Source organism: Sandaracinus amylolyticus, from assembly GCF_021631985.1.
Classification (GTDB): domain Bacteria; phylum Myxococcota_A; class Polyangia; order Polyangiales; family Sandaracinaceae; genus Sandaracinus; species Sandaracinus amylolyticus_A.
In genome coordinates, this window is sequence record NZ_CP070225.1 from 1601244 (window position 1) to 1623335 (window position 22092).

General features: G+C 72.0%; 22 protein-coding genes. 12 read left to right on the forward strand and 10 right to left on the reverse strand.

From position 1 onward, the window contains the following. The first annotated feature begins 4 nt into the window (after positions 1 to 4). From I5071_RS06590 to I5071_RS06635, 10 genes are all read left to right on the forward strand, one after another. The gene (locus I5071_RS06590) at positions 5 to 175 is read left to right on the forward strand and encodes a hypothetical protein (protein WP_236604537.1); all 171 of its coding nucleotides are present in this window, start codon (positions 5 to 7) and stop codon (positions 173 to 175) included. A gap of 6 nt (positions 176 to 181) precedes the next feature. Then, complete coding sequence (gene ccoN, locus I5071_RS06595) at positions 182 to 2515, forward strand: cytochrome-c oxidase, cbb3-type subunit I (protein ID WP_236604538.1); 2334 nt, start codon at positions 182 to 184, stop codon at positions 2513 to 2515. Next, complete coding sequence (locus I5071_RS06600) at positions 2512 to 2697, forward strand: hypothetical protein (RefSeq protein ID WP_236604539.1); 186 nt, start codon at positions 2512 to 2514, stop codon at positions 2695 to 2697. The genes ccoN and I5071_RS06600 overlap by 4 nt, the downstream gene beginning before the upstream one ends. Then, positions 2690 to 3349: a c-type cytochrome gene (locus tag I5071_RS06605; protein WP_236604540.1), complete on the forward strand. Its 660-nt coding sequence runs from the start codon at positions 2690 to 2692 to the stop codon at positions 3347 to 3349. Before I5071_RS06600 ends, I5071_RS06605 begins: the two co-directional genes overlap by 8 nt. A gap of 96 nt (positions 3350 to 3445) precedes the next feature. Beyond that, positions 3446 to 4819 carry a cytochrome c oxidase accessory protein CcoG gene (ccoG, locus tag I5071_RS06610; protein WP_236604541.1) on the forward strand — a complete coding sequence of 458 codons (1374 nt, stop codon included), beginning with the start codon at positions 3446 to 3448 and terminating at the stop codon, positions 4817 to 4819. A 167-nt stretch (positions 4820 to 4986) separates the two neighbouring features. Further along, entirely contained in the window at positions 4987 to 5688 is a 702-nt protein-coding gene (locus tag I5071_RS06615; RefSeq protein WP_236604542.1) for an SDR family NAD(P)-dependent oxidoreductase, read from the forward strand. After that, positions 5685 to 6608, forward strand: a complete 924-nt coding sequence (locus I5071_RS06620) for a pirin family protein (RefSeq protein ID WP_236604543.1) — start codon at positions 5685 to 5687, stop codon at positions 6606 to 6608. Before I5071_RS06615 ends, I5071_RS06620 begins: the two co-directional genes overlap by 4 nt. A gap of 52 nt (positions 6609 to 6660) precedes the next feature. Continuing rightward, complete coding sequence (queA, locus tag I5071_RS06625) at positions 6661 to 7704, forward strand: tRNA preQ1(34) S-adenosylmethionine ribosyltransferase-isomerase QueA (protein ID WP_236604544.1); 1044 nt, start codon at positions 6661 to 6663, stop codon at positions 7702 to 7704. Beyond that, on the forward strand, positions 7701 to 8903 hold the full coding sequence (gene tgt, locus I5071_RS06630; protein ID WP_236604545.1) for a tRNA guanosine(34) transglycosylase Tgt: 1203 nt from the start codon (positions 7701 to 7703) through the stop codon (positions 8901 to 8903). Before queA ends, tgt begins: the two co-directional genes overlap by 4 nt. Positions 8904 to 8905: 2 nt before the next feature. Next, positions 8906 to 9469: a nitroreductase family protein gene (locus tag I5071_RS06635; RefSeq protein ID WP_236604546.1), complete on the forward strand. Its 564-nt coding sequence runs from the start codon at positions 8906 to 8908 to the stop codon at positions 9467 to 9469. A gap of 177 nt (positions 9470 to 9646) precedes the next feature. Here I5071_RS06635 and I5071_RS06640 read toward each other — a convergent pair whose 3' ends face one another. The 3 genes from I5071_RS06640 to I5071_RS06650 all read right to left on the reverse strand — a co-directional run bounded on the left by I5071_RS06640 (position 9647) and on the right by I5071_RS06650 (position 14002). Then, positions 9647 to 11719, reverse strand: coding sequence for a hypothetical protein (locus I5071_RS06640; protein ID WP_236604547.1), 2073 nt, complete (start codon positions 11717 to 11719; stop codon positions 9647 to 9649). Positions 11720 to 11893: 174 nt separating this feature from the next. Next, on the reverse strand, positions 11894 to 12952 hold the full coding sequence (locus tag I5071_RS06645) for a hypothetical protein (protein ID WP_236604548.1): 1059 nt from the start codon (positions 12950 to 12952) through the stop codon (positions 11894 to 11896). A gap of 78 nt (positions 12953 to 13030) precedes the next feature. After that, on the reverse strand, positions 13031 to 14002 hold the full coding sequence (locus I5071_RS06650; protein WP_236604549.1) for an NAD-dependent epimerase/dehydratase family protein: 972 nt from the start codon (positions 14000 to 14002) through the stop codon (positions 13031 to 13033). Between the two features lie 27 nt (positions 14003 to 14029). On the opposite strand from I5071_RS06650, the gene I5071_RS06655 reads away from it, so the two are divergent. Beyond that, entirely contained in the window at positions 14030 to 14791 is a 762-nt protein-coding gene (locus tag I5071_RS06655; RefSeq protein WP_236604550.1) for a PspA/IM30 family protein, read from the forward strand. A gap of 115 nt (positions 14792 to 14906) precedes the next feature. Continuing rightward, positions 14907 to 17291 (forward strand): hypothetical protein, encoded by a 2385-nt coding sequence (locus tag I5071_RS06660; RefSeq protein ID WP_236604551.1) that lies wholly within the window; start codon positions 14907 to 14909, stop codon positions 17289 to 17291. Between the two features lie 19 nt (positions 17292 to 17310). On the opposite strand, the gene I5071_RS06665 is transcribed toward I5071_RS06660, so the two are convergent. From I5071_RS06665 to I5071_RS06695, 7 genes are all read right to left on the reverse strand, one after another. After that, positions 17311 to 18126, reverse strand: coding sequence for a methyltransferase-like protein 9 (locus tag I5071_RS06665; RefSeq protein WP_236604552.1), 816 nt, complete (start codon positions 18124 to 18126; stop codon positions 17311 to 17313). Then, complete coding sequence (locus I5071_RS06670) at positions 18090 to 18542, reverse strand: DUF2752 domain-containing protein (protein ID WP_236604553.1); 453 nt, start codon at positions 18540 to 18542, stop codon at positions 18090 to 18092. Before I5071_RS06670 ends, I5071_RS06665 begins: the two co-directional genes overlap by 37 nt. A gap of 69 nt (positions 18543 to 18611) precedes the next feature. Then, a complete protein-coding gene (locus I5071_RS06675; protein WP_236604554.1) occupies positions 18612 to 19061 on the reverse strand; it encodes an ATP-binding protein in 450 nt (149 codons plus the stop codon). Further along, complete coding sequence (locus tag I5071_RS06680) at positions 19054 to 19539, reverse strand: STAS domain-containing protein (protein WP_236604555.1); 486 nt, start codon at positions 19537 to 19539, stop codon at positions 19054 to 19056. The genes I5071_RS06675 and I5071_RS06680 overlap by 8 nt, the downstream gene beginning before the upstream one ends. Then, on the reverse strand, positions 19536 to 20171 hold the full coding sequence (locus I5071_RS06685) for an ATP-binding protein (protein WP_236604556.1): 636 nt from the start codon (positions 20169 to 20171) through the stop codon (positions 19536 to 19538). Before I5071_RS06685 ends, I5071_RS06680 begins: the two co-directional genes overlap by 4 nt. A 13-nt stretch (positions 20172 to 20184) precedes the next feature. After that, on the reverse strand, positions 20185 to 21120 hold the full coding sequence (locus I5071_RS06690) for an STAS domain-containing protein (protein ID WP_236604557.1): 936 nt from the start codon (positions 21118 to 21120) through the stop codon (positions 20185 to 20187). A 25-nt stretch (positions 21121 to 21145) separates the two neighbouring features. Further along, positions 21146 to 21769, reverse strand: a complete 624-nt coding sequence (locus I5071_RS06695) for a hypothetical protein (protein WP_236604558.1) — start codon at positions 21767 to 21769, stop codon at positions 21146 to 21148. Positions 21770 to 22092 lie beyond the last annotated feature (323 nt).

Here is a 22092-nt window from a genome sequence, read left to right on the forward strand (position 1 = left end):
CCGGATGGACGTTCTCATCCTGCTCGTGTTCGTGAGCCTGACGCTCGCTGCCTCCGCGGTGGGCTTCTTCGCGTGGCTCGTTCGGCAGCGCACGTTCCAGCACGCCGACCGCCTCGCGCTGCTCGCGATCGAAGAAGACGCGCGGCCCACTCGGCGCGCCTCGAAGGTGGAGTGAAAGAGAATGGAAACGAAGAGGATCGTCTACGACGACAAGGTCGTCCGCGCGTTCATCCTCGCGTCGGTCGTCTGGGGTGTCGTCGGGATGTTGGTGGGCGTGATCGTCGCCCTCCAGCTCGCGTGGTGGCCGGCGAACGTGCACGAGATGCTCTCGTTCGGTCGACTGCGCCCGCTGCACACGAACGCAGTCATCTTCGCGTTCGTCGGCAACATGATCTTCGCCGGCGTCTATCACTCCACGCAGCGCCTGCTCAAGGCACGCACCTGGAGTGACAAGCTCACCTGGGCGCATTTCTGGGGCTGGCAGGCGATCATCGTCGCAGCCGCGATCACGCTCCCGCTCGGCCTCACGCAGGGCAAGGAGTACGCGGAGCTCATCTGGCCGATCGACGTCGCGGTCGCGGTGGTGTGGCTCGTCTTCGCGACCAACTTCTTCATGACGCTCAAGGAGCGGAACGAGAAGCACCTCTATGTCGCGATCTGGTTCTACATCGCGACGATCGTCACGATCACCGTCCTCTACGTCGTCAACAACCTGCAGCTGCCGACGTCGCTGGGGCACAGCTACGGTGTCTTCGCCGGTGTCCAGGACGCGCTGGTGCAGTGGTGGTACGGCCACAACGCAGTCGCGTTCTTCCTGACGACTCCGATCCTCGGGATCATGTACTACTACCTGCCGAAGGCGGCAGAGCGGCCCGTTTATTCGTATCGACTCTCGATCATCCACTTCTGGTCGCTGGTCTTCATCTACATCTGGGCGGGCCCGCACCACCTGCTGAACACCGCGCTGCCCGACTGGGCGCAGACGCTCGGCATGATCTTCTCGGTCATGCTCTGGGCGCCGAGCTGGGGCGGCATGCTCAATGGCCTCCTCACGCTGCGCGGCGCGTGGGACAAGCTCCGTGACGATCCGGTCCTGAAGTTCTTCGCGGCGGCTGTGACGTTCTACGGCATGGCGACGTTCGAGGGCCCGATGCTCTCGATTCGCTCGGTCAGCTCGCTCGCGCACTACACCGACTGGATCATCGGCCACGTCCACGCGGGCGCGCTGGGCTGGAACGGCTTCATGGCCGCCGGCATGTTCTATTGGCTCGTTCCCCGTCTCTACGGCCGAGAGCTGTACTCGAAGACTGCCGCCAACTGGCACTTCTGGATCGGCACGTTCGGAATCCTCCTCTACATCGTCGCGATGTACATCAGCGGCGTCACGCAGGGCCTGATGTGGCGCGCGGAGGCGGACGGCGGCGGTCTGCTCTATCCGAACTTCGTCGAGACGGTGACTGCCATCGTCCCGATGTACTGGATGCGTCTCATCGGCGGCTCCGTGTACCTGCTCGGGTTCGTGGTGCTGGGCTGGAACCTCCTGATGACCGCGCGCCACGGCAAGCCGGTCGAGACTGCGGTCGAGGTCCCGGTCGAGCCCGCGGAGCCGAAGGCGCCGTGGCAGGAGATCGTGTTCGGCAAGCCGGTGATGCTCACGTTCGTCGTCGGTGTGCTCGTCGCCGCGATGGCGGTGGTCAACGAGCTCGCGTCGACGGTGATCGCGGTCGTCGCGCTCGCGGTCGCGCTGCTCGGCACCATCGCGCTGGGCTTCGGCCAGGCCAAGCACGGCGAGAAGACCTGGCACGGCATGCTCGAGGGACGCGGTCTCCTCTTCACCGTGCTCACCGTGGTCGCGGTGCTGATCGGCGGAGTCGCGGAGATCCTGCCCTCGGTCGCGATCGGCGTGCACGACCGCAGCACGACGCAGCAGCAGCCCTATACCGCGCTCGAGCTCGAGGGCCGCGACGTCTACGTCAGCGAGGGTTGTTATACCTGCCACTCGCAGATGATTCGTCCGTTCACCTGGGAGAGCGCCCGATTCGGCGCCATCTCGGACGACGACGACAGTCTGTGGGACTACCCCTTCCAGTGGGGCAGCAAGCGGACTGGGCCCGATCTGGCGCGCGAGGGAGGTCGCTATCCGGATCTCTGGCACGTGAATCACATGCTCGATCCGCGCTCCACCTCGCCGGGGTCGATCATGCCCGCGTACGCGCACCTCGCGACCAACCGCGTCGCGTTCGATCGCAGCCGGGGCAAGCTGCTCGCGCTGCAGAACCTCGGAGTGCCCTATTCGCACGACCAGGTCGCGCACGCGGCCGACGATGCGCGCGAGCAGGCACGCGGGATCGCAGAGAGCCTGTCGCGTGACGTCGAGGTCGACTCGGAGTCGGAGCTGATCGCGCTCGTCGCGTACCTGCAGCGGCTCGGGCGCGTGCGCAGCGAGTTCGAGCCCAGCCGGGCGTCGGACGGCGAGGGTGGTGTGGAGGTCAGTCGGGCCGGAGGTGCGCGATGAGGGCGATTGCGTCGGACTTCTTCGCGACGAGCCCGCTGATGGCGGGCCCGCAGATCGCGATGCTCATCTTCCTCGCGATCTTCGTGCTCGTCGCGGTCCACATCGCGCGGAGTGGAGCGAAGCAGTGGGACGCGGCGGCGCGACTGCCGCTCGAGGACGAGAAGGAGGGCGGTCATGAGTGAGTCGCGCCGGACGGACCCGATCCAGGGCGAGATCGTCCACGAGTACGACGGAATCCTCGAGGCCGACAATCGCCTTCCGAACTGGTGGCTCGCGACGTTCTTCGGCGCGATCGCGTTCGGAGCGCTCTATTGGTTCGCCTACGAGTCGTGGCACTTCGCGCAGAGCCCGCGCGAGCAGTACACGGCGGCGATGGAGGCCGCAGCCGAGGCCGGCGGTGAGGTGAGCGACGAGATGCTCGGGCTGATCGCCGAGAACGATCAGCGCGTGTCCGATGGTCGCAATACCTTCGCGTCGAACTGCGCTGCGTGTCACGGGCAGCGCGGAGAGGGGCAGATCGGTCCGAACCTGACCGACGCGAATTGGATCCACGGCGGCGCGCCCACCAGTCTCTACACCACCGTGCGCAACGGCGTGCCGAGCGCGGGAATGCCGGCGTGGGGCCCGGTGCTCGGCGAGCGAACGGTCCAGTCGGTCGTCGCGTATCTGATGAGCATCCGCGACACGAACGTGCCGGGACGCGAGCCGCAGGGCGACGTCTGGGTCCCGGGCGCGGCGCCGAGCGAAGGTGAGCCCGCGGCGCCGAGCGAGCCCGCGGCGCCGGCCGAGGCGCCGAGCGCGGCCGCACCCTCGGCATCGGCACCGAGGATCTGAATCGAGAGACGGGGGGCGCAGAGGGTCAGAGTCATGAGCACGCCGATTCGCAGCTCGTCCCCTGGTTCGTCGACTGGCAAGGTCCATCTCCCGGTCGTGAGCTCGCTGAGGCACGACGGCTCGCGCGACTATCCGTATCCCGCGGACGTCGGCGGTCGATTCACGTGGGCACGGCGCGTGACCTTCGCGGTGCTGATCGCGATCTGGGCCGCGCTGCCGTGGGTCCACGTGAATGGCCGTCCGGCGATGTTCCTCGACGTGGCGGCGCGCCGATTCTTCCTCTTCGGCGCGTCGTTCAATGCGCAGGACTTCTGGCTCGTGTTCTTCGTCACCACGGCGCTGCTCTTCGCGCTCGTCGTGGTGACGACGGTGCTCGGGCGCGCATGGTGCGGATGGACGTGCCCGCAGACCGTGTTCCTCGAGGCGCTCTATCGCCCGATCGAGCGCTGGATCGAGGGGCCGCGCAACGAGCGCATGAAGCGCGATCGCGGGCCCTGGGTCTTCGACAAGGTGTGGCGCAAGGGGCTCAAGCATTTCCTCTACGTGTTCGTGAGCCTCTTCGTCGCGCACGTGTTCCTCGCCTATTTCGTCTCGATTCCCTCCCTCTTCGAGATGATCACGCGCAGTCCGGCCGAGCACCCCGAGGCGTTCGGCTGGATGATCGCGACGAGCGCGATCTTCTGGCTCGACTTCGGGTGGTTCCGCGAGCAGCTCTGTCTCGTCATCTGCCCTTATGGCCGACTGCAGTCGGCGATGGTCGACGACGACTCGTTGGTCGTCGGATACGACGTGGGCCGCGGCGAGCCGCGCGGGAAGGGCAAGCGCAAGGAATCCGACTCCCGCGGTGATTGCGTCGACTGCAATCGCTGCGTGGTGGTCTGTCCGACCGGCATCGACATCCGCAATGGCCTCCAGGTCGACTGCATCGCGTGCACCCAGTGCATCGACGCGTGCGACGACGTGATGGACAAGATCGGCAAGCCGCGCGGGCTGATCCGATACGACTCGCTGCGCGGTCTGCGCGGAGAGCCGCGCAAGCTGTGGCGGCCGCGGCTCGCGTTCTACGGCGTGCTCGGTGTGCTCGGGATCGTCGCGGCCTCGCTCGCGCTGCGCGCGCACGCGCCCTTCGAGGCGAACCTCGTGCGGATGCAGGGCGCGCCCTACGTGGTCGAGCGCGCCGCGGACGCGGCCGACGACGTGATCCGCAACCAGTTCCAGATCCACCTCGTGAACAAGCAGGACGAGCCGCGCACGTTCCGCATCGACGTGATCGACGACAGCGGCGCCGAGGTGGTGCTCGCGCTCTCGGAGGTGACCATCGAGGCGCTGGGCGATCGACGTATCTCGCTCATCGCGCGCGAGCGCCGCGCCGACTTCGCCGCGGGCGAGCGGATGCGGGTGCGGGTGTCGATGGAGGGCGAGCCCGAGCCGCGCGACATCGAGGCCCCGCTCCTCGGCCCGATCCGCTGAGAGCACGATTCACTGCGTTGAATCGTGCTCTCTCCTTCTTTCCGGAGGGTCTGTCCGCAGACCCTCCCTCCGGCCGAGTAAATCGGCCGGAGCCTCCCTCCCACCGACTCGCTCCGCTTCGGAGCGCCACTGGGCATCCGGGCGGGGCTGCCCCATGTAGCGGCGCCATGACCGATGCGCTGCAGGGCAAGGTCGCCGTCGTCACCGGCGCGACCGGCAACGTGGGGTGGGGCGCGGCGCGCGCGCTCCTCGATGCCGGCGCGGACGTGATCACGCCCGTGCGATCGGAGTCGGCGCGTGCGCGGCTCGAGCTCTCGGGCCCGCGGCACCACGTGGTGGTCGCCGACGTCTCGACCGCGCCAGGCAACGCAGCGCTCGCGTCGTTCGTGAAGGAGCGCTTCGCTCGCCCGGATCACGTCGTCGCGTCGATCGGCCCGTGGTGGCAGAAGGGCCCGGTGATCGAGCAGTCCCTCGAGGAGCTGCGCGACGTGATGACGACATTCGTGGAGAGCCACTTCCTCCTCGCGAGGACGCTGCTCCCGCTGCAGCGCGACGCGCGCGGCACGAGCTACACGATCGTCACCGGCGCCGCGGGCGAGGGCACGATCCGCGGCGCGGGGCTGCTCGTGACCGCTGCCGAGGCGCAATTCGGGCTCTCTCGCATGCTGCGTGCAGAGCACGCGGGTGACGCGGTCCGAGTGAACGAGCTGCGCATCCACGTGCGCATCGAGCGCCACGCGCGTCGCGGCGTCGTTCCTTCGCGCATCGCGGGCGACGCGTTCGTCGCGCTCGCGATCGGCGACGCGCGCAGCGAGCTCGTGCGCTACCGTGGGCCCGACGCCGCTCTACGGCCGGAGGTGGAATCGTGAGCACCCTGAACGAGAACGAGCCCGCCTGCATCGAGCGCGATCACGCGCCGCTCGTGATCGCGAGCCGCCCGCGCGACCTCGGTGGCTTCGCAGTGCGGCGCGTGCTGCCCGCGGCGAAGCGAAGGCTCGTCGGTCCGTTCGTCTTCTTCGACGAGATGGGCCCGGCGCACTTCGAGGTCGGGCAGGGCATGGACGTGCGGCCGCACCCGCACATCGGGCTCTCGACGCTGACCTATCTCTTCGAGGGCGAGATCACGCACCGCGACAGCCTCGGCACGACCCAGGTGATCGTGCCCGGCGAGGTGAACTGGATGACCGCCGGGCGCGGCGTGGTGCACAGCGAGCGCATCGCGCCCGAGGTGCGCGCGCGCGGCGCGTCGCTGCACGGCATCCAGGTGTGGATCGCGCTGCCTCGCGAGCACGAGGAGATCGATCCTTCGTTCGAGCACCACGCCGCGAGCGCGCTGCCGCGCTTCACCCACGGCGACGACTCGATCGAGATGACGCTGATCACCGGGCACGCCTACGGGCACAAGTCGCCGGTGAGCACGTACTCCGAGACGTTCTACGTCGCAGCCGACGCGCCGCGCGGCGGCACGCTGCGTCTCACCAGCGAGCACGAGGAGCGCGCGCTCTACGTCGTGCGCGGCGAGGCCGCGTGGGGCGAGGACGAGGGCATGCGCATCGGCGAGGGCGAGATGGTCGTCATCGACGGCAAGCGCGACGTGCCGATCGAGGTCGCGCCGGGCTCGCGCGTGATGTTGCTCGGCGGCGCGCACCTGCCGGGTGAGCGCCAGATCTTCTGGAACTTCGTGTCGACGTCGGCAGAGCGCATGGAGCGCGCGAAGGCGGACTGGAAGGCGGAGAAGTTCCCGAAGGTCCCGGGCGACGAGATCGAGCGCATCCCGCTGCCGGAGTGAGCGCTCCGACCCTTGCCACCCGTGGCGGAACGCTTCACATCTGCCGGCTCCCGTGGACGCACGTGAGCTCGACTTCGATCTTCCCGAAGAGCTGATCGCGCAGACGCCGCCGGCGGAGCGCGATGCGGCGCGACTCCTCGTGCTCTCGCGCGACACCGGCGCGATCGAGCATCGTCGCGTGCTCGATCTGCCCGCGCTGCTCGCGCCCTCGCTGCTCGTGGTGAACGACACGCGCGTGCTGCCGGCGCGGCTCTTCGCGACCAAGCCCACGGGAGGTCGCGTCGAGATCCTCCTGCTCGAGCGCACCAGCGCGCCCGGCACCCGCGAGACCTGGAACGCGATCGCGCGCGGCACGAAGTCGCTGCGCGTCGGGATGCACCTCTCGATCGCGAGCGGGTTCGACGCCGAGGTGATCGCGCTGCACGAAGGAGGCGAGCTCGACCTCGCGCTCTCCGCCTCGCCCTCGGTGCGCGAGGCGCTCGCGGCGCACGGGCACGTGCCGCTGCCGCCGTACATCCGGCGCGCCGACGACGCGAGCGATCTCGAGCGCTACCAGACCGTGTTCGCGAAGGACGAGGGCTCGGTCGCCGCGCCCACCGCGGGGCTCCACTTCTCGGATCGTCTTCTCGCCGCGCTCGACGCGGCGGGCCATCGCGTCGCGCGCGTCACGCTGCACGTCGGCCCGGGCACGTTCGCACCGCTGCGCACCGAGACGCTCGACGAGCACGTGATGCACGAGGAGCGCTGGGAGATCTCGGACGCGACCGCGCGCGCGATCGCCGAGGCGCGCACCGAGGGACGACCCGTCGTCGCGATCGGCACGACGGTCGTGCGCACGCTCGAGTCGGCCTGCGACGAGCAGGGCATCGTGCACGCGGGCGCGGGACGCACCCGCATCTTCATCCGCCCGCCGTATCCGTTCCGCGCGATCGACGCGCTGTTCACGAACTTCCACCTGCCGCGCTCGACCCTGCTCGCGCTCGTGATGGCGTTCGCGGGCATCGAGCCCACGCGACGCGCTTATCGCGAGGCGGTCGATCAGCGCTATCGATTCTTCAGCTACGGCGACGCGATGTTGATCCGAGGGAAGAAGTGAGAACCGAAGGCTTCTCGTACCGCGAGATCGCGCGCGACGGCGACGCGCGACGTGGTGTGTTCACGACGCCGCGCGCGGTCGTGCAGACGCCGGTGTTCATGCCGGTGGGCACGCTCGCGACGGTGAAGTCGCAGTCGCCCGACGAGATCGAGGCGACCGGGGCGCGCCTCATCCTCGCGAACACCTATCACCTGTGGCTGCGCCCCGGCGCCGAGATCGTCGACGCGATGGGCGGCGTGCAGAAGTTCCAGAGCTGGCCGCACGCCGTGCTCACCGACAGCGGCGGCTTCCAGGTCTTCTCGCTCGCGGATCTGCGCACCATCGACGACGAGGGTGTCTCCTTCAAGTCGCACCTCGACGGTCGTCCGCTGCGCCTCACGCCCGAGGAGTCGATGCGCATCCAGGCGCTGCTCGGCTCGGACGTCGCGATGGCGTTCGACGAGTGTCCGCCCGGCGGCGCGGATCGAGCGATCATCGAGAAGGCACTGCGTCGCACCAGCGCGTGGGCGCGACGCTGCTTGCTCGCGCCGTGGCGCGAAGGACAGGCGCGCTTCGGCATCGTGCAGGGCGCGACGCACGTCGATCTGCGCCTCTCGCACCTCGACGACATCGCGGGCATGGAGGCCGGCGGGCGCGAGTTCGACGGCATCGCGCTCGGCGGGTTCTCGGTGGGCGAGCCGATCCCCGAGATGTACCGCGCGCTCACCGAGATCACGCCGAAGATGCCGACCGACAAGCCGCGCTACCTGATGGGCGTCGGCACGCCCTACGATCTCCTCCACGCGATCGGGTGCGGCATCGATCTCTTCGACTGCGTGCTGCCCACGCGCAACGCGCGCAACGCGCAGGCGCTCACGTGGTCGGGCCGCGTGAACATGAAGCAGGCGCGGCACAAGCGCGACGAGTCGCCGATCGATCGCGAGTGCGACTGCCCGGTGTGTGCACGTCATTCGCGCGCCTATCTGCACCACTTGATCCGCGCCGAGGAGATGCTCGGGGCACGGCTGCTCACGCAGCACAACCTGTGGTTCTACGGCGCGCTCACGCGACGCGCGCGAGAGAAGATCGAAGCCGGCGCCTACCATGCGTGGGCCGCCGAGGCCGCGGCGAAGATGCGCGAGGGCGACGAGGTCGGGAAGGGCGCGCGCGAGAAGCCGCAGTTCCCGGGCAAGCACGGCCCGGGCGAAGGAGAGGGATGACGATGGACGCGATGGAGCTGCTCCTCTCACGCCGATCGCTCGGCAAGCTCGGTGAGCCCGCGCCCGAGGGCGAAGCGCTCGATCGCATCCTCCGCGTCGCGCTGCGCGCGCCCGATCACGGCGCGTTGCGCCCGTGGCGCGTGCTGCTGATCCGCGGCGAGGCGCGCGCGCGCTTCGGCGAGGTGATGGCGGACTCGTTGAAGCGGCGGAAGCCCTCGGTGAGCGACGAAGACCTCGGGCGCGAGCGCGACAAGGCGCTCCGCGCGCCGCTGCTCGTGATCGTCGCGGCGTCGTACAAGGCGGGCGCGAAGAACATCCCCGAGGTCGAGCAGCTGCTGAGCGCGGGGTGCGTCGCGTACGGGCTCGAGATCGCGGCGCAGGCCGAGGGCTTCGGCGCGATCTGGAAGACGGGTGACGCGGTCTACGATCGCGGCGTGCACGAGCGCCTGGGCCTCGGCGCGAACGATCACATCGTGGGCGTGCTCTACGTCGGGACGCCGACGATCGTCCCGCCGGACGGAGCCCGCCCGACGGTCGAGAGCATCGTCGGCGAGTGGAAGGGCTGAGTCCCTGCCGGAGTGCTCGTCCCGCAGGCCCCGGACGGGAGCGCGCGAAGCGCGCGGACGGTAGGGACCGGCGGGCGAGCCGATTTTGACAGTCCCTGCCGGAGTGCTCGTCCCGCAGGCCCCGCGCGGACGGAAAGACCGGCGGGCGAGTCTTCGAGCGCTACGGAATCCGTAGCGCTACGAATTCCGTAGCTTCGCCGTGACCAGCGCGCGCCGCGCCTCGAGCTGCGCGCGCGCCGGGCCGTCGCCCACGACCTCGATCGCGCGGTCGATCACCTCGCGCGCCGCGTCCCACGCCTCGGCCTTCTCGGCGAGCTCGAGCGCAGCGCGCAGCGTGGCCGCGTCGCGGGTGATCGCACCGGCGCGGGCGAGCGCGCGCGCCGCGTCCCCGAGTCGTCCGCTCGCGCGCAGGCGCTCCGCGATGCTGCGGGCAGCGAGGGCGCGCGCGGTCGGATCGCTGTCGGCGTGCTCCGGGGCGTCGCGCTCCAGCGCATCGAGCGCGCCCGCATCGAGCGCGTGCTCGAGCGGCGCCACGTCCTCACCGGCGCGCCGGAGCGCATCGATCGCCGCGCGCGCGCGCACCTCGGCGCGCTCGTCGATCGCGGCGCGCGCGATCGCGTGCAGCGCGCGCGTCAACGTCGTGCCCGCGCCCCGCTCCGCGAGCTCGAGGATGCGCGCATCGGCCTCGGCCGCGGCATCGCGCGCGCCGCTCGCGCGACGGATCGCGGCGAGCGTCGCGAGGGCCTCGAGCTGGAGCGCCTCGGACTCCGCGTGCTCCGCCGCATCCTCGAGCCGCGCCGCAGCGCCCCGCAGGTGCCCCGCGATCCGCGCACGCTCGGCCGCGCGCAGGAGCGCGCGTGCGGCCGCATCACCGTCCTCGTGCAGCGCGGCCGCGCGATCCCACGCGGCGAGCGCTTCGTCGTCCCGCCCACGCCGCGCGAGCGACGACGCGAGGCCCTCGATCGCGACGACGTCGCCGGGATCGAGCCGCGCGGCCTCGTCCCACGCGCGCGCCGCCTCGTCGATCTCGCCCGCACGGTCCAGCAGCGCCGCGGCTGCGCGCAGCACCTCGCCGCGCCGAGGGCCCGCGATCGTCGCAGCGAGCGAGCGGACACCACCGACCAGCGCCTCGTTCTCCGGCGAATGGGCGACGCGCTCGAGCCACACCAGGGCGAGCTCGGGATCGCGAGGACGCCGCGCGAGCGCGCGCGCCGCGAGGTCCGCCGCCGTGCCGGGATCGTCGTCGCGCGCGAGCCGCGACGCGGCGGTGAGGCCCTCGATCGCGAGATCGTCGCAGCGCTCGATCGCCGCGAGCGAGCGTGCATGGCGCGCCGCGGCCTCGACGTCGTGGGCCGAGAGCGCCTCGCGCAGCGCGACGGTGGGATCGAGCTCGTCGCGCCCGCGCTCGAGCTCCGCGCGCAGCGGCTCGACGCACGCGTCGTCGTGGCGGCCCGCGATGGCGTGCAGCTCGCGCCGCGCCACGTCCTCGCGATCGCTCGCCAGCGCTGCGAGCACCGGCGCCATCACCCGCGCGTCCTCGAGCGCCGCGCGCACCGTGGCGCTCACCTCGCCGCGCTCGCCGAGCCGTAGCCGCAGGTGACGCCCTTCGAGGCGCGGGGCCTCGCGCCGCGCGCCGCGCACCATCGGGACCCGCTGTCCGTGCGGCACCAGCGCCTCGGTGAGCGCGCGCCGCAGCGGATCGTCGATGCGCGCCAAGCCGCGCGCCGGATCGAGCGGTGCGCGCATCGAAGCGAGCAGCGCGAGCGCGTCGCCGAAGGTGGTGCGCGGTCCGTCGATCGCGGCGCGCGCGCTGCGCAGCGCGAGCACGAGATCGTCCCCGTCCCACGCGGGCACCAGCTCGACCAGGAGCGTGCGCGTCGCGTCGTGCAGCGCGACCGTGAGCGACTCGCTCGTCGTCGCGATCGTGCGCACCTCGATCGCGCTCGTGCTCAGCGCGCCCGCGAGCGCGTCGAGATCGATCCGCACCTCGACGCGGATCACGTCTCCGCGACGATGGCGGAACCGCGCCGCACCGGCGCGCAGATCGATCGCGCCGCCGAGCCGGCCGAGATCGATCTCGAGCTGCTCGATCTCGCCCGCGCCGAACGCGAGCGGACGCGCGAGCGCGAGCACGCCGCGGCCCGCCTCGAAGCGCAGCGCGAAGCGCGGACGACCTCGCGGATCGCCGGCCGAATCGCCCGGAGAGGCTCTGCGCGCCCGCGCGGGCGCGAGCGCGTCGCGCGTGCTCACGGTCGCATTCTACATCGAGGGCGGACTCGGCAACGAGGGAGTGTCTTCGAACCGGACCGAGCACCGCAAAGAGACGGGGTCGATCGCAAGGCGCCGTGAGGAGTCGTGCGGTAGCACGGCGACGAGCGGCAACGCCGCGAGCGGGCCCGGATAAGACGCTCCCGAGGCCCGTGATCACCCGACGTACTGGCGGTAGCGCACCCAGGCCTCGCCGAGCGCCCCGATCGCCTCTTCGCGCAGCTCGCGCACCCGCGTGTCGCTGACGCCCTCTTCCGCGGCCTCGTCGACGCAGGCCATCACCGCGAGGTGCCGCTGTCGCGCCGCGAACGACGATGCCAGCAGGGGCAGCACGTCCCTCTTCGGCGCGCCGAGCTGGATCGCCCGGCGGAACAGCCCGATCGCCTCGCCGTGCCGATCCCGCGACGCGTGCGCCTCGCCGAGTCGGCGGAACAGATCGCCCGCCGCCGGCCCGTCCTGGCCCCACTGGATGCCGAGCCGCAGGACCTCCTGCGCCCAGTCCACGCGATCGACCGCGACGTACGCGCTGCCGAGCACGCCGAGCGCGCGCGCGAGCGTCGCGCGCACCTCGGGCGAGAGCGACTGCCCCTCCGCGGTCCGCAGCAGCAGCGAGAGCGGCCCCGGCCACGCGCCGATCAGATCGATCACGCGCTCGTGATCGTTCGCGTTCGCCGCCGAGAGCACCGCGGGCACCACGTTGAGATCGATCGCGAACGGCGAAGGCGGGCGCGCCTTCTGCGACTCGGCGCGGATGCGATCCTTGATCACGTCGCGCAGCTCGCGCACCGGGATCTCGTCGATCGCGCCGCCGAGATCGACGACGACGCCATCGCGGCCGTCGTGGTGCACCCGCAGCTCGCGGAGCTTGATCCCGAAGATCGCGCTGAGGAGCACCCAGCGGAACCCGATGAACGCCGTGAGATCGTCGCTCTTCGGCTTCGCGGGCAGCGGCCGCTGGGGCTCGTCGTCGGCGAGCAGCGCGGACGCGAGGCGCCGCCGGAACTCCCCGAGCTGCAGCCGCTGCGCGGGCCCGCCCTCGCCGAGGGTGAACTCGATCTGCGACGCGTCCTGCACGCGCGCGTCGACGCTCACCGACGTGATGCGGACTCCCGCGACCACCGCGAACGCCACGAAACGCGGCCCGACGACGTCGCACAGCTGTGCGAAGGTCGGCGAGCCTTCGCCGAGGCGCTCGAACCAACCGTCCGCTCGCACGTCGTCGAGTCGGAATGCGCGCGTCTCACCGCTCAAGGGGCAACCGATCCCGATCCTCTCTTCGATGCGAAGGCGCCGTCAAGCTCCAGCGCGCGCGAGCTTCTCGCGATACCACGCGATCGTACGCGCGAGGCCGTCCTCCAGATCGACCTGCGCGCGGAAGCCGAGCAGCTTCTCCGCCTTCTTCACGTCGGGGATGCGCAGCTCGACGTCGGGGAAGTTCCACTCGACGAATTCGATCGGCGACTGGCTCCCGCAGAGCTGCACGACGAGCCGCGCGAGCTGGTAGATCGTGATCGTGCTGCGCGGGTTGCCGACGTTGAACGACTGGCCGATCGCGTCGTCACGCGTGAGCGAGAGCAGGATCGCGTCGACGATGTCGTCGATGTAGCACCACGACCGGATCTGATCGCCTTCGTTGTGGATCGTGATCGGCTTGCCCTGGAGCGCGCGCACGACGAACGCGTGGATCGCGCCCTCGCCGACCTGGCCCGGCCCGTAGATGTTGAACGGGCGGATCGAGCAGGTGGGAAGACCGTGCTGCTTCCAGTAGTTGTGCGCGAGGTGCTCGGTCGCGAGCTTCGACACCGCGTACGTCCATCGCGCCTCGCCGACCGCGCCGAGGCTCGTCACGTCGGCCTCGCGCACGCGGAACGCATAGCTGCCGAACACCTCGCTCGTCGAGAAGTCCACGAAGCGCTTGAGCCCCGGCACCTTCAGCGACGCGCGCAGCGCGTTCATCGTGCCCTCGAGGCTGATCTCCATCGTGAGCACGGGGTTCTTGAGCACGGTGTCGACGCCCGCGATCGACGCCATGTGCACCACGTAGTCGACGCCCTGCGCCGCGTGCTCGAGCGCGCCGAGATCGCGCACGTCGCCGACGACGAGCTCGACGCCCGGCGCCTTGTCGAGGCCCGCCTCGGCGAGCGCGTTGCGGCGCAGCGTGTCGAACACCCGCACGCGGTTGCCCGCCTCGAGCAGGCGGCGCGTGAGCGCGGTGCCGATGAAGCCGGCGCCGCCGGTGAGCAGGAGCGTGGAATCTCGGAGCATGGACGAGCGCTACCACGTCCGAGCGGTATGGGACCAGCGCGCACGACGCGTTGCTTCCTAAAGCGCGAGCGCCGTGGCAACCTGCGATCTCGCGGAGCGGAGAAGGCGATGGGCATCTTCGATCGTTTCAACCGGGTCCTGAAGTCGAACCTCAACTCGTTGGTCGACCGCGCCGAGGATCCCGCGAAGCTCCTCGACCAGACCGTTCTCGACATGGAGAACGAGCTGAAGCGCGCGAAGAAGGAGCTGGTCACGCAGCTCGGCACCGCGAAGCGCCTCGAGAAGAAGGTCGTGGAGCACGGTGACGAGGTGAAGAGCTGGGAGGACAAGGCGGTCCTCGCCCTCCGCTCGGGCGACGAGCAGCTCGCGCGCGAAGCGCTGAAGATGAAGCAGAAGGCGAGGACCACGCAGGACAACGTCCAGAAGCAGGCCGACGCCGCGTTCGGGAGCGCCCGCGATCTGCAGAGCACGCTCGAGCAGATCGAGGCGAAGATCGAGGACCTCAAGGCCCGCAAGACGACGCTCGCCGCGCAGGTCCGCCGCGCACGCGAGAGCAGCAGCGCGGGCGGCGCCGGCGGCGGTCGCTTCGGTGCGGAGACGCTCGACGGGCTCGATCAGCTCTCGGGCCGCATCGATCAGCTCGAGGCCGAGGTCGAGGCGTCGAACCTGCTCGACGATCCCGAGCGCGCGGCGGTCGAGCGGCGGTTCCGCGATCTCGAGAAGAAGAGCGGCGGCGCGGTCGTCGAGGACGAGCTCGCGGCGCTCAAGCGCAAGCTCGAAGGCTCCTGACCGCGTCCGCTCTCGGAGCGCAGAGAGGGAGCGGCCGCTGCCCGGCACGGTCGAGCGACTGATCGTCTGGCATCGCCTCGCGACGCGCGGGCGCGACGATCTCAGCCAACCCGGTGTGATCCTGGGCTGGGCGCGGACCGTGCGCGCGCGCTTGCTCGCGGCGGGCGGAGAGATCCTCGCGACGATCTCGGGCACCGTCGTCGGCGCGTTCGATCCCGCCGACACGTCGGACTTGCTCGACGTCGCGATGGACCTCGTCGAGGAGGCGGAGCGACAGCAGCTCGCGATCGTGATCGGCATCGCGCTCGGGACGCTGAAGGACGGCGCGGGCCGCGCGATCGAGGTCGCGGAGGCGCTGGCCGCGCGCGGGCAGTCGGGCGAGGTGGTGCTCGATCCCGCGGCGCGCGAGCGGGCGGAGGGGCTCTTCCTCTTCGGGCGTCAGGTCTCGACCGGAGTCGGTGGCCCGCGTGGATCGGTGGTCGATCGCGCGCACCGGCTCGACACGGTGGGCGAGGCGATCGGGAAGCTCGCGCGGCCGCCGATCGCGCCGATCACCGCGGAGCACCTCGAGGCGCTGGTCTCGCTGCTCGCGTCGCGCGAGTCCCCCGCGGTCGTGCTCCGGGGGCCGGTCGGCGCGGGCGCGCTCGAGCTGGTGAGCGCGGCGATGGCGCGGCTCCGGCCGCGCTTGCTGCTGCCGGTCGGGAGCGCAGCGGGTGGCATCGCGCCGCTCGCGAGCCTCCGCTACGCGCTCGGGCGCTCGCTCGGCGCGGACGACGCGGTGATCGCGGCGTGCGGCGACGACGCGGCCGGACGCAGCGCAGGACGCGTCCTGCGCGTGCTGCTGCGCGGTGGGATGCCTCCGTGCGATGCCGTCGCCGACGCGCTGGCGACGCTGCTCGCGCGAGCCGGCACGGGCGCGCGCGACGCGCGCAGCTGGGTCTTCCTCACGCCGCTCGCGATGGTCGACGCGGCGAGCCTCGACGTGCTGCTCGGCGCGCGCGCGATCGGCGCGCCCATCGCGCTGATCGCGCGCTATCCCGTCGACGCGAAGCTCCCGACCGGCCTCGCCGACCCGGTGCGCGAGCTCGAGCTGCCGCCGCTGCGCACCTCGGACGCGCGCGCGGTCGCGCAGACGGTGCTCGGCGACGCGACCGATCCCGAGCTCGCGCGCCGCATCGCGGTGCTCGGCGGCGAGACCCCGCTCGGCGTGGTCGAGGTCGCGCGCGCGCTGATCGCGTCGGGCGATCTCGTCGTCGAGGGCGACGGCTTCGTGTGGCGGGGCGCGCCGCGCGGTGGGATGAGCGCGATCCCGCTCGAGGAGGTCGTCGACGAGCGGATGTCGAGGCTCGAGGACGAGCCGCGAAGGTTGCTCGAGGCGGTGTGCGTCTCGCCCGAGGGCGCGACGCGCGAGCTCGTCGAGGCGGTCGCCGCGCGCGACGGAGTGAGCGAGAAGGCGAGGGCGCGCGCGCTCGATCGGCTCACGCGCGAGGCGTGGCTCTCGCCCGAGGGCGGCTGGCCCGCGGGGACGGCGCCCTACGGCGCGATGCGGCCGCACCCGAGCTCGTCGTTCCTTCGTCGCTTCGTGGTGCAGGGCATGCCGCCGGCGCGCGCCGCGGAGCTGCATCGCTTCGTCGCCGAGGCCCTGCTCGAGCGCGGCGCCGACGACGTCACGCTGCCCTCGCTGCGCGCCGAGCTCGCGTACTACGAGATCGAGGGTGGCCTCGAGGCGCGCGGCAGCGCGCGGCTGATGGAGATCGGTCGCGGCGCGCTGGAGACCGGATATCGGCGCGCGGCGTCGCGCATCGCGATGTTGCTCGGCCGGCTGGGCGCGTCGGCGTCGGACGTCGACGCGCTCTCGCGCGCGTCGGCGACGGTGCCGCCGAAGTCCGACTGGGACGAGGAGGACGCCGCGCCGCCCTCGGCGGAGATCGCGCTCGACGAGCTCGAGGGCACCGGCAAACACGCGGTGCGCGACACCGAGCCGCCCACCGAGCAGGTCTCGCTCGACACGCACGATGTCGGCTCGACGCAGTCGGGCGTGATCGATCCGCGCGGCGAGGAGGACGATCGTCGCTCGTCGTTCGCAGCGGCCGCGGAGGAGGCGGTGCGCTCGCACGATCTCGTCGCGCTCGATCAGCTGCTGCAGCGTGCGGTGGCGTCGGGCAGCGACATGGCGGCGGTGTCGCGCTTCCGTGCGCTCGCCGATCTGATGCGCGGGGATCTCGGCGCGGCGCGGCTCTCGCTCGCGAAGGCGCGTGGGTATCGCGGCGCAGCGAAGGACGCGGATCCGCGGCAGCCGCTCGCGGAGGGCGCGGTGGCGCTGCGCGGTGGCGACGCGACGGGCGCGGTGCGGCTCGCGCTGCGCGCGCTCGCGCTCGCGCGTCGTGCCGGGGATCGCAAGGGTGAGACGACCGCGATGCGCATGCTCGCGGCGTGTCTGCGCGCGCTGGGCCGCGCCGACGACGCGTCGCGCATCGAGTCGGTCGCGCAGGACGCGTGAGCGAGCGCCACGGTGGCACTCAGCGCGGGCGCGCGACGAGCACCACGTCATCGAGCACGTGGAGCGGCGCGTCGTGATCTCCGCGCGCGAGATAGGGCGCGCGCGTCCATCGCTCGACCTCGAGCCCACGCGGCGCGAGCAGCGTCTCCACCAGCGAGACCAGCGCGTCCTCGAAGCGCTCGCCCTCCACGCCCAGCGGCTCGTCGGGATCGACGGTGTGCCCGCCGACGTCGACGTGCGGTCGCATCGGGAGCGGCGACGCGATGATCAGCGCACCGCGCGGCTCGAGCGCGGCGAGCGCGGCGTCGAGCAGTGAGCGCGGGCGCGCGCAGCGATCGAGCACGTCGAGCAGCGCGATCGCGCGGAACCGCGGCGACGTTTCGGGCAGCGACCCGGTCGCGAGATCGATCGCGTGCGCATCGAAGCCCTTCGCGCGCAGCCGACGGACCATCGGGCGCGAGGTCTCGGTCGCGACCACCCGATCGAAGAGGGGCGCGAGGGTCGCGGTCACGTCGCCGTTCCCCGCGCCCACGTCGAGCAGCGCGCCGCCGAGCCGCTCGGCGCCGAGCAGCGCGCGCCACGACGACGTGCCGAGCAGGTGCATCGGGTGCATCCCGAGCCACGCATCGACGTCGTAGTCGGACGCCACGCGCCGCAGCGTGCGATGCACCATCGTGGCGAGCGCGCCGTGGGGGCGCGATGCGTTCGCGTCGAGCCAGGCGCGCGTGTCGGCGTCGTCCGGACGCGCGAGGTAGCGCGACGCGAGCGATGCCGGCAGCACCTCGAGCGCGGGCGCGCTCAGGCCAACGAGATCAGCGCGACCCGCGTCACCCACGACATCACGGAGAGCAGCGCGAGCACGATCGCGACCTTCTCCGCGTGCACGCGATCGAGCGCCGACACCACCGACCAGCCGCGCACGAACCCGAGCGCCGCGAACGGGATGAAGAGCGCCACCGCGAGGAAGAGCGCGATGCCGAACGGGTTCGCGTGCCACGCCCCGATCACGTCGAGGCGGATCATGTACGCGAACGCCGTGGTGAGGCCGCAGCCCGGGCACGGATACCCGGTGAACACGAGGAAGCCGCAGGGCGGGAGGCCGAGCTGGGTGTGCGTGCCGTGGCCCTCGGGGTTCGGCGTGAGCCACGCCGCGGTGATGAACACCGCCGTCGGCAGCGCGAAGAGGATCGCCCAGGTCAGCCGCGAGACCCACGTCCCGGGCTCGATCCCGAGCCCGGTCGGGGTCGGCATCGAACGAGCGATCGGGGTCGGGACGGCGTTCTCCACGCGGGTGAGCGTGACGCTGGGCATCGGGCCCCGTCAAGCGCGCGGGCGGGGGAGCCAGCGGCGCGCGCGCACCACGTGACGACCCTCGCGCGCAGGCGCGAACACGAGCTCGTCGACCGCGCGCGCGACCGCGCCGAGGCCGCGTCCCAGGCCCTCGTGCCACGGGTCGTCGGGGCCGAGCGTGCGACCGCGCGACCAACCGTCGCGCACCGCCGCGTCGGGATCGGCGATGCCGGTGCCCTCGTCGGAGCACTCGAGCTCGAGCCCGAGGCGCGCGTCGTGGCGCAGCACGCGCACGTCGAGCACACCGCCGCCGCCGTGGCGCACCGCGTTCGAGGCGAGCTCGGCCGCCGCGATCGCGAGCTCGAGGCACGCGCGCGGCGGGAACCCGAGCGAACGCGCGAACGCGCGCACCACGATCGACGCGACGAGACGGTCGCGCGCATCGCTGCACACGACGCGGCGCGACTGGTCGTCAGGCATCGCGCGCGTCGCGCTCACCGGCATCGTCGCGCTCGTCCTCCTCGTCCCAGAGCTCGTCCCACACGTCGTCGTCGTCGTCCTGCGTCTCCGCGTGCACGCCGAGGCGCTCGAGCGCCTCCTCGAGCCCGAGCGCGGTCTGGATGCCCTCGAGCTCGATGCCCATGTCGAGCAGCGTCGTGACCACGTCGGGCCCGAGCCCGCAGAGCAGCGTCTCCGCGCCCATCAGGCGCGCGGCCCGCGCGATGCGGCTCACCACCGAGCACAGATGGCTGTCGAGCAGCCACACGCCCGACGCGTCGATCACGAGCCCGCGGGCACCGCGATCGCGCAGCCGCGCGAGCAGCCGCTCGCGCAGCTCGTCCATCTGCGAGTCGCGGATCTCGCCCTGGAGCGGGACCACCAGGTTCCCCCAGAGCTCGAGGATCGGGATCGTCGTCGTCGCAGATCGATCGAAGCTCGTCGTCGTCCTCGGCCTCACAGCGCCACCTCCGTCTCCACGCACGTTCCGGTCGGACCGGTCTTCACCTCGAAGCGCAGCGCGAGCCGCTTCACACCGAGCAGGCCCTTGCCCAGCCCGGTGCGGCTCCGGTACGCGCCGCTCAGGACCTGATCGAGCACCGCGATCCCCGGGCCGTGATCGACCGCGCGGATCGCGAGCGTGCGCTCGCCGCGGCCGGGCTCGAGATCGACGCTGCCCGGCGGCGCGTACGCGACGATGTTGCGCGCGAGCTCGCTCGTGATCGTCGCGGCGCGTTGCGCACCGAGGCTCGTCGCACCGAGCTCGAGCGCGAGCTCGCGCGCCCGCAGGCGCACCCGCGAGATGTCTTCCTCGGTCGTCACCGCGTGCGACTCGCGCGCCGGCGCGGGCCGCGGGCCCTCGAGCGCCGCGAGCTCGCGCATCAGCGCGGGCTGCAGCGCGGGATCGACGAAGAGCCGTACGCCCTGTTCGAGGCGAGGCACCAGCCGCGGCAGATCCGCCGCGACCAGCGATCCTTCCGTGATGCCGAGCGCCGACTGCGCGCGCCGGCGCACCGAGTCGGCGAGGATCTCCGAGAGATACCGCCGCAGGGTGCACGCGACCGCGTGCTCGACGTCGTTGGTCCGAGCCACGGGAGGCACTGGATCAGCGTCCCTCGCGCGCCTGGCCGCGCTCGCGCTCTCGCTCGCGGTTCTTCACCGCGCGGCGGGCGCGCATCGTGTGCTCGAGCGCGTGACGCAGGTTGCGCTGGGTCTCGAGCCCCGAGAACTCCACGCCCAGCTCGACGAGGGTCTGCGCGACCGCGGGCTGCAGGCCGCTCAGCACGCAGCTCGCGCCGAGCAGCTCGACCGCGCGCGCGAGCTTCGCGAAGCGATCCGCGGTGCCGGTGTCGATCAGCTCGACGCCGGTGAGATCGACGATCACGTGGCGCGAGCGGGTGCGCACGACCTCCTCGAGGAGGCGCTCCGACATCGCGGCGCTGCGCTGGGTGTCGACCAGGCCGATCACCGGGAGCACCAGCACGTCCTCGGCGACCTCGAGCACCGGCGTCGAGAGCTCGTCGAGCGCGACGCGCAGCCGCTCGATCAGCTCGCGGTTCTCTTCCTCGCGCTTGGCGAGCGCCTCGTTGCGCGCCGCGAGATCGGACTCGAGCTTCACGCGCTCGGTCACGTCGCGGAACACCGTGATCGATCCGCCGCCCGGCAGCGGGCGCGCCGAGCACGAGAGCACCACGCCTTCGGGCGCCGACGCGCCGACGCAGAAGAGCAGCTCGTCGACGATGGTCTCGCCGCGCGCGGCGCGCACCGCCGGGAGCTCGTCGAACGACCGACGGGTGACGCGATCCGCCGCGAAGTAGCCGAAGCCGTCCGCCCACTCGTTCGGCCCCGTGACCGCCGGGGTGGCACCGAGGACGCGGCTGCCCACCTCGTTGGTGGTCATGGTGCCGTCCGCCCCGAGGATCGCGATGCCGTCGGGGTTGTTCTCGAGCAGGAGCTCGACCAGCGCGCTCTTCTGCGCGAGCTCGGCGCGCAGGATGCGCAGCTCCTCGTGGATGTCGGGCGTCGTCGCGGTGCTCTCCATCGTTCCTCCCCTGTTCCCTCTCTCGTCAGCCGGCGCGCGCCGTGCGGAACACCGCAACGCTGGCGCCGTGTGGCAGTGGCCGCGCGAACGCGACCAGCGCCGTCGTCACGAGCTCGCCGGGCGCGCGCAGGTGCACGTCGAGCCCGTCGATCGCCTCGCCGCGCGCGGCGCGCTCGAGCGGGTGCGCGTCCTCTGCGAGGCGCTCTCCCGTGGTCGCGGCGAAGAGCCCGGTGCTCGAGCAGCGCGTCGCGAGCGCTTCGAGCAGCGACGCACCGCGCGCGTTCGCGAGCGTGCGCCCGCCCGGGGTGCGCGTGAGGATCGCGTCCTCGCTCCTCCAGAGCAGCGGGTCGAGCGCCTGATCGACGCGCCGGCTCTCGCGGCGCAGCGACTCGAGGCGCGCATCGAGCTCGGCGGCGATCGCGTCGAGCTCCGCGATCTCGTCCTCGACGCGCGCGCCGCGCACCGGCCGCACGATCACGAGGCGCGCCCGCAATGGCGGGAGATCCGCGGTCACCCGCGCGAACGACGCGAGCGTCGTCGCGAGCGCGTGATCGGCCTCCACCTCGCGCTCGAGCGCGGCCACGTCGCGGGTCAGTCGTTCCACGACCTGCGCGAGCGCGTCGCGCAGGCGTGCGAGCTCGTCGTTCATGGATCCTGGGGGTCGCGCCGCGGCACGCGCGGGGAGAGCTCGAGCGCGGCGCGCTCGCTGCGGGTGGGAGGACGGAGCGGCGTCGCGCCGAGCGGGGCGCGCAAAGACGGGCGGGCGCGGGTGGTGGGTCGCTGGTCGCGTGCCGTCTGCGGCGCGCGACCTTCGGCTGACTCGTCGAAGGGGCGGTTCATGCGCGCCCCCGCTCAGCAGGTGTCGTGCCGTGCGACGGGCGATCCTGAACATGCGTTTTCGCGGGTGTTTCGCGTGCTCGTTCGCGCCGACACGGACTCCCGCGCGCAAGCACGGAGTTCCGTGCTGCAGGA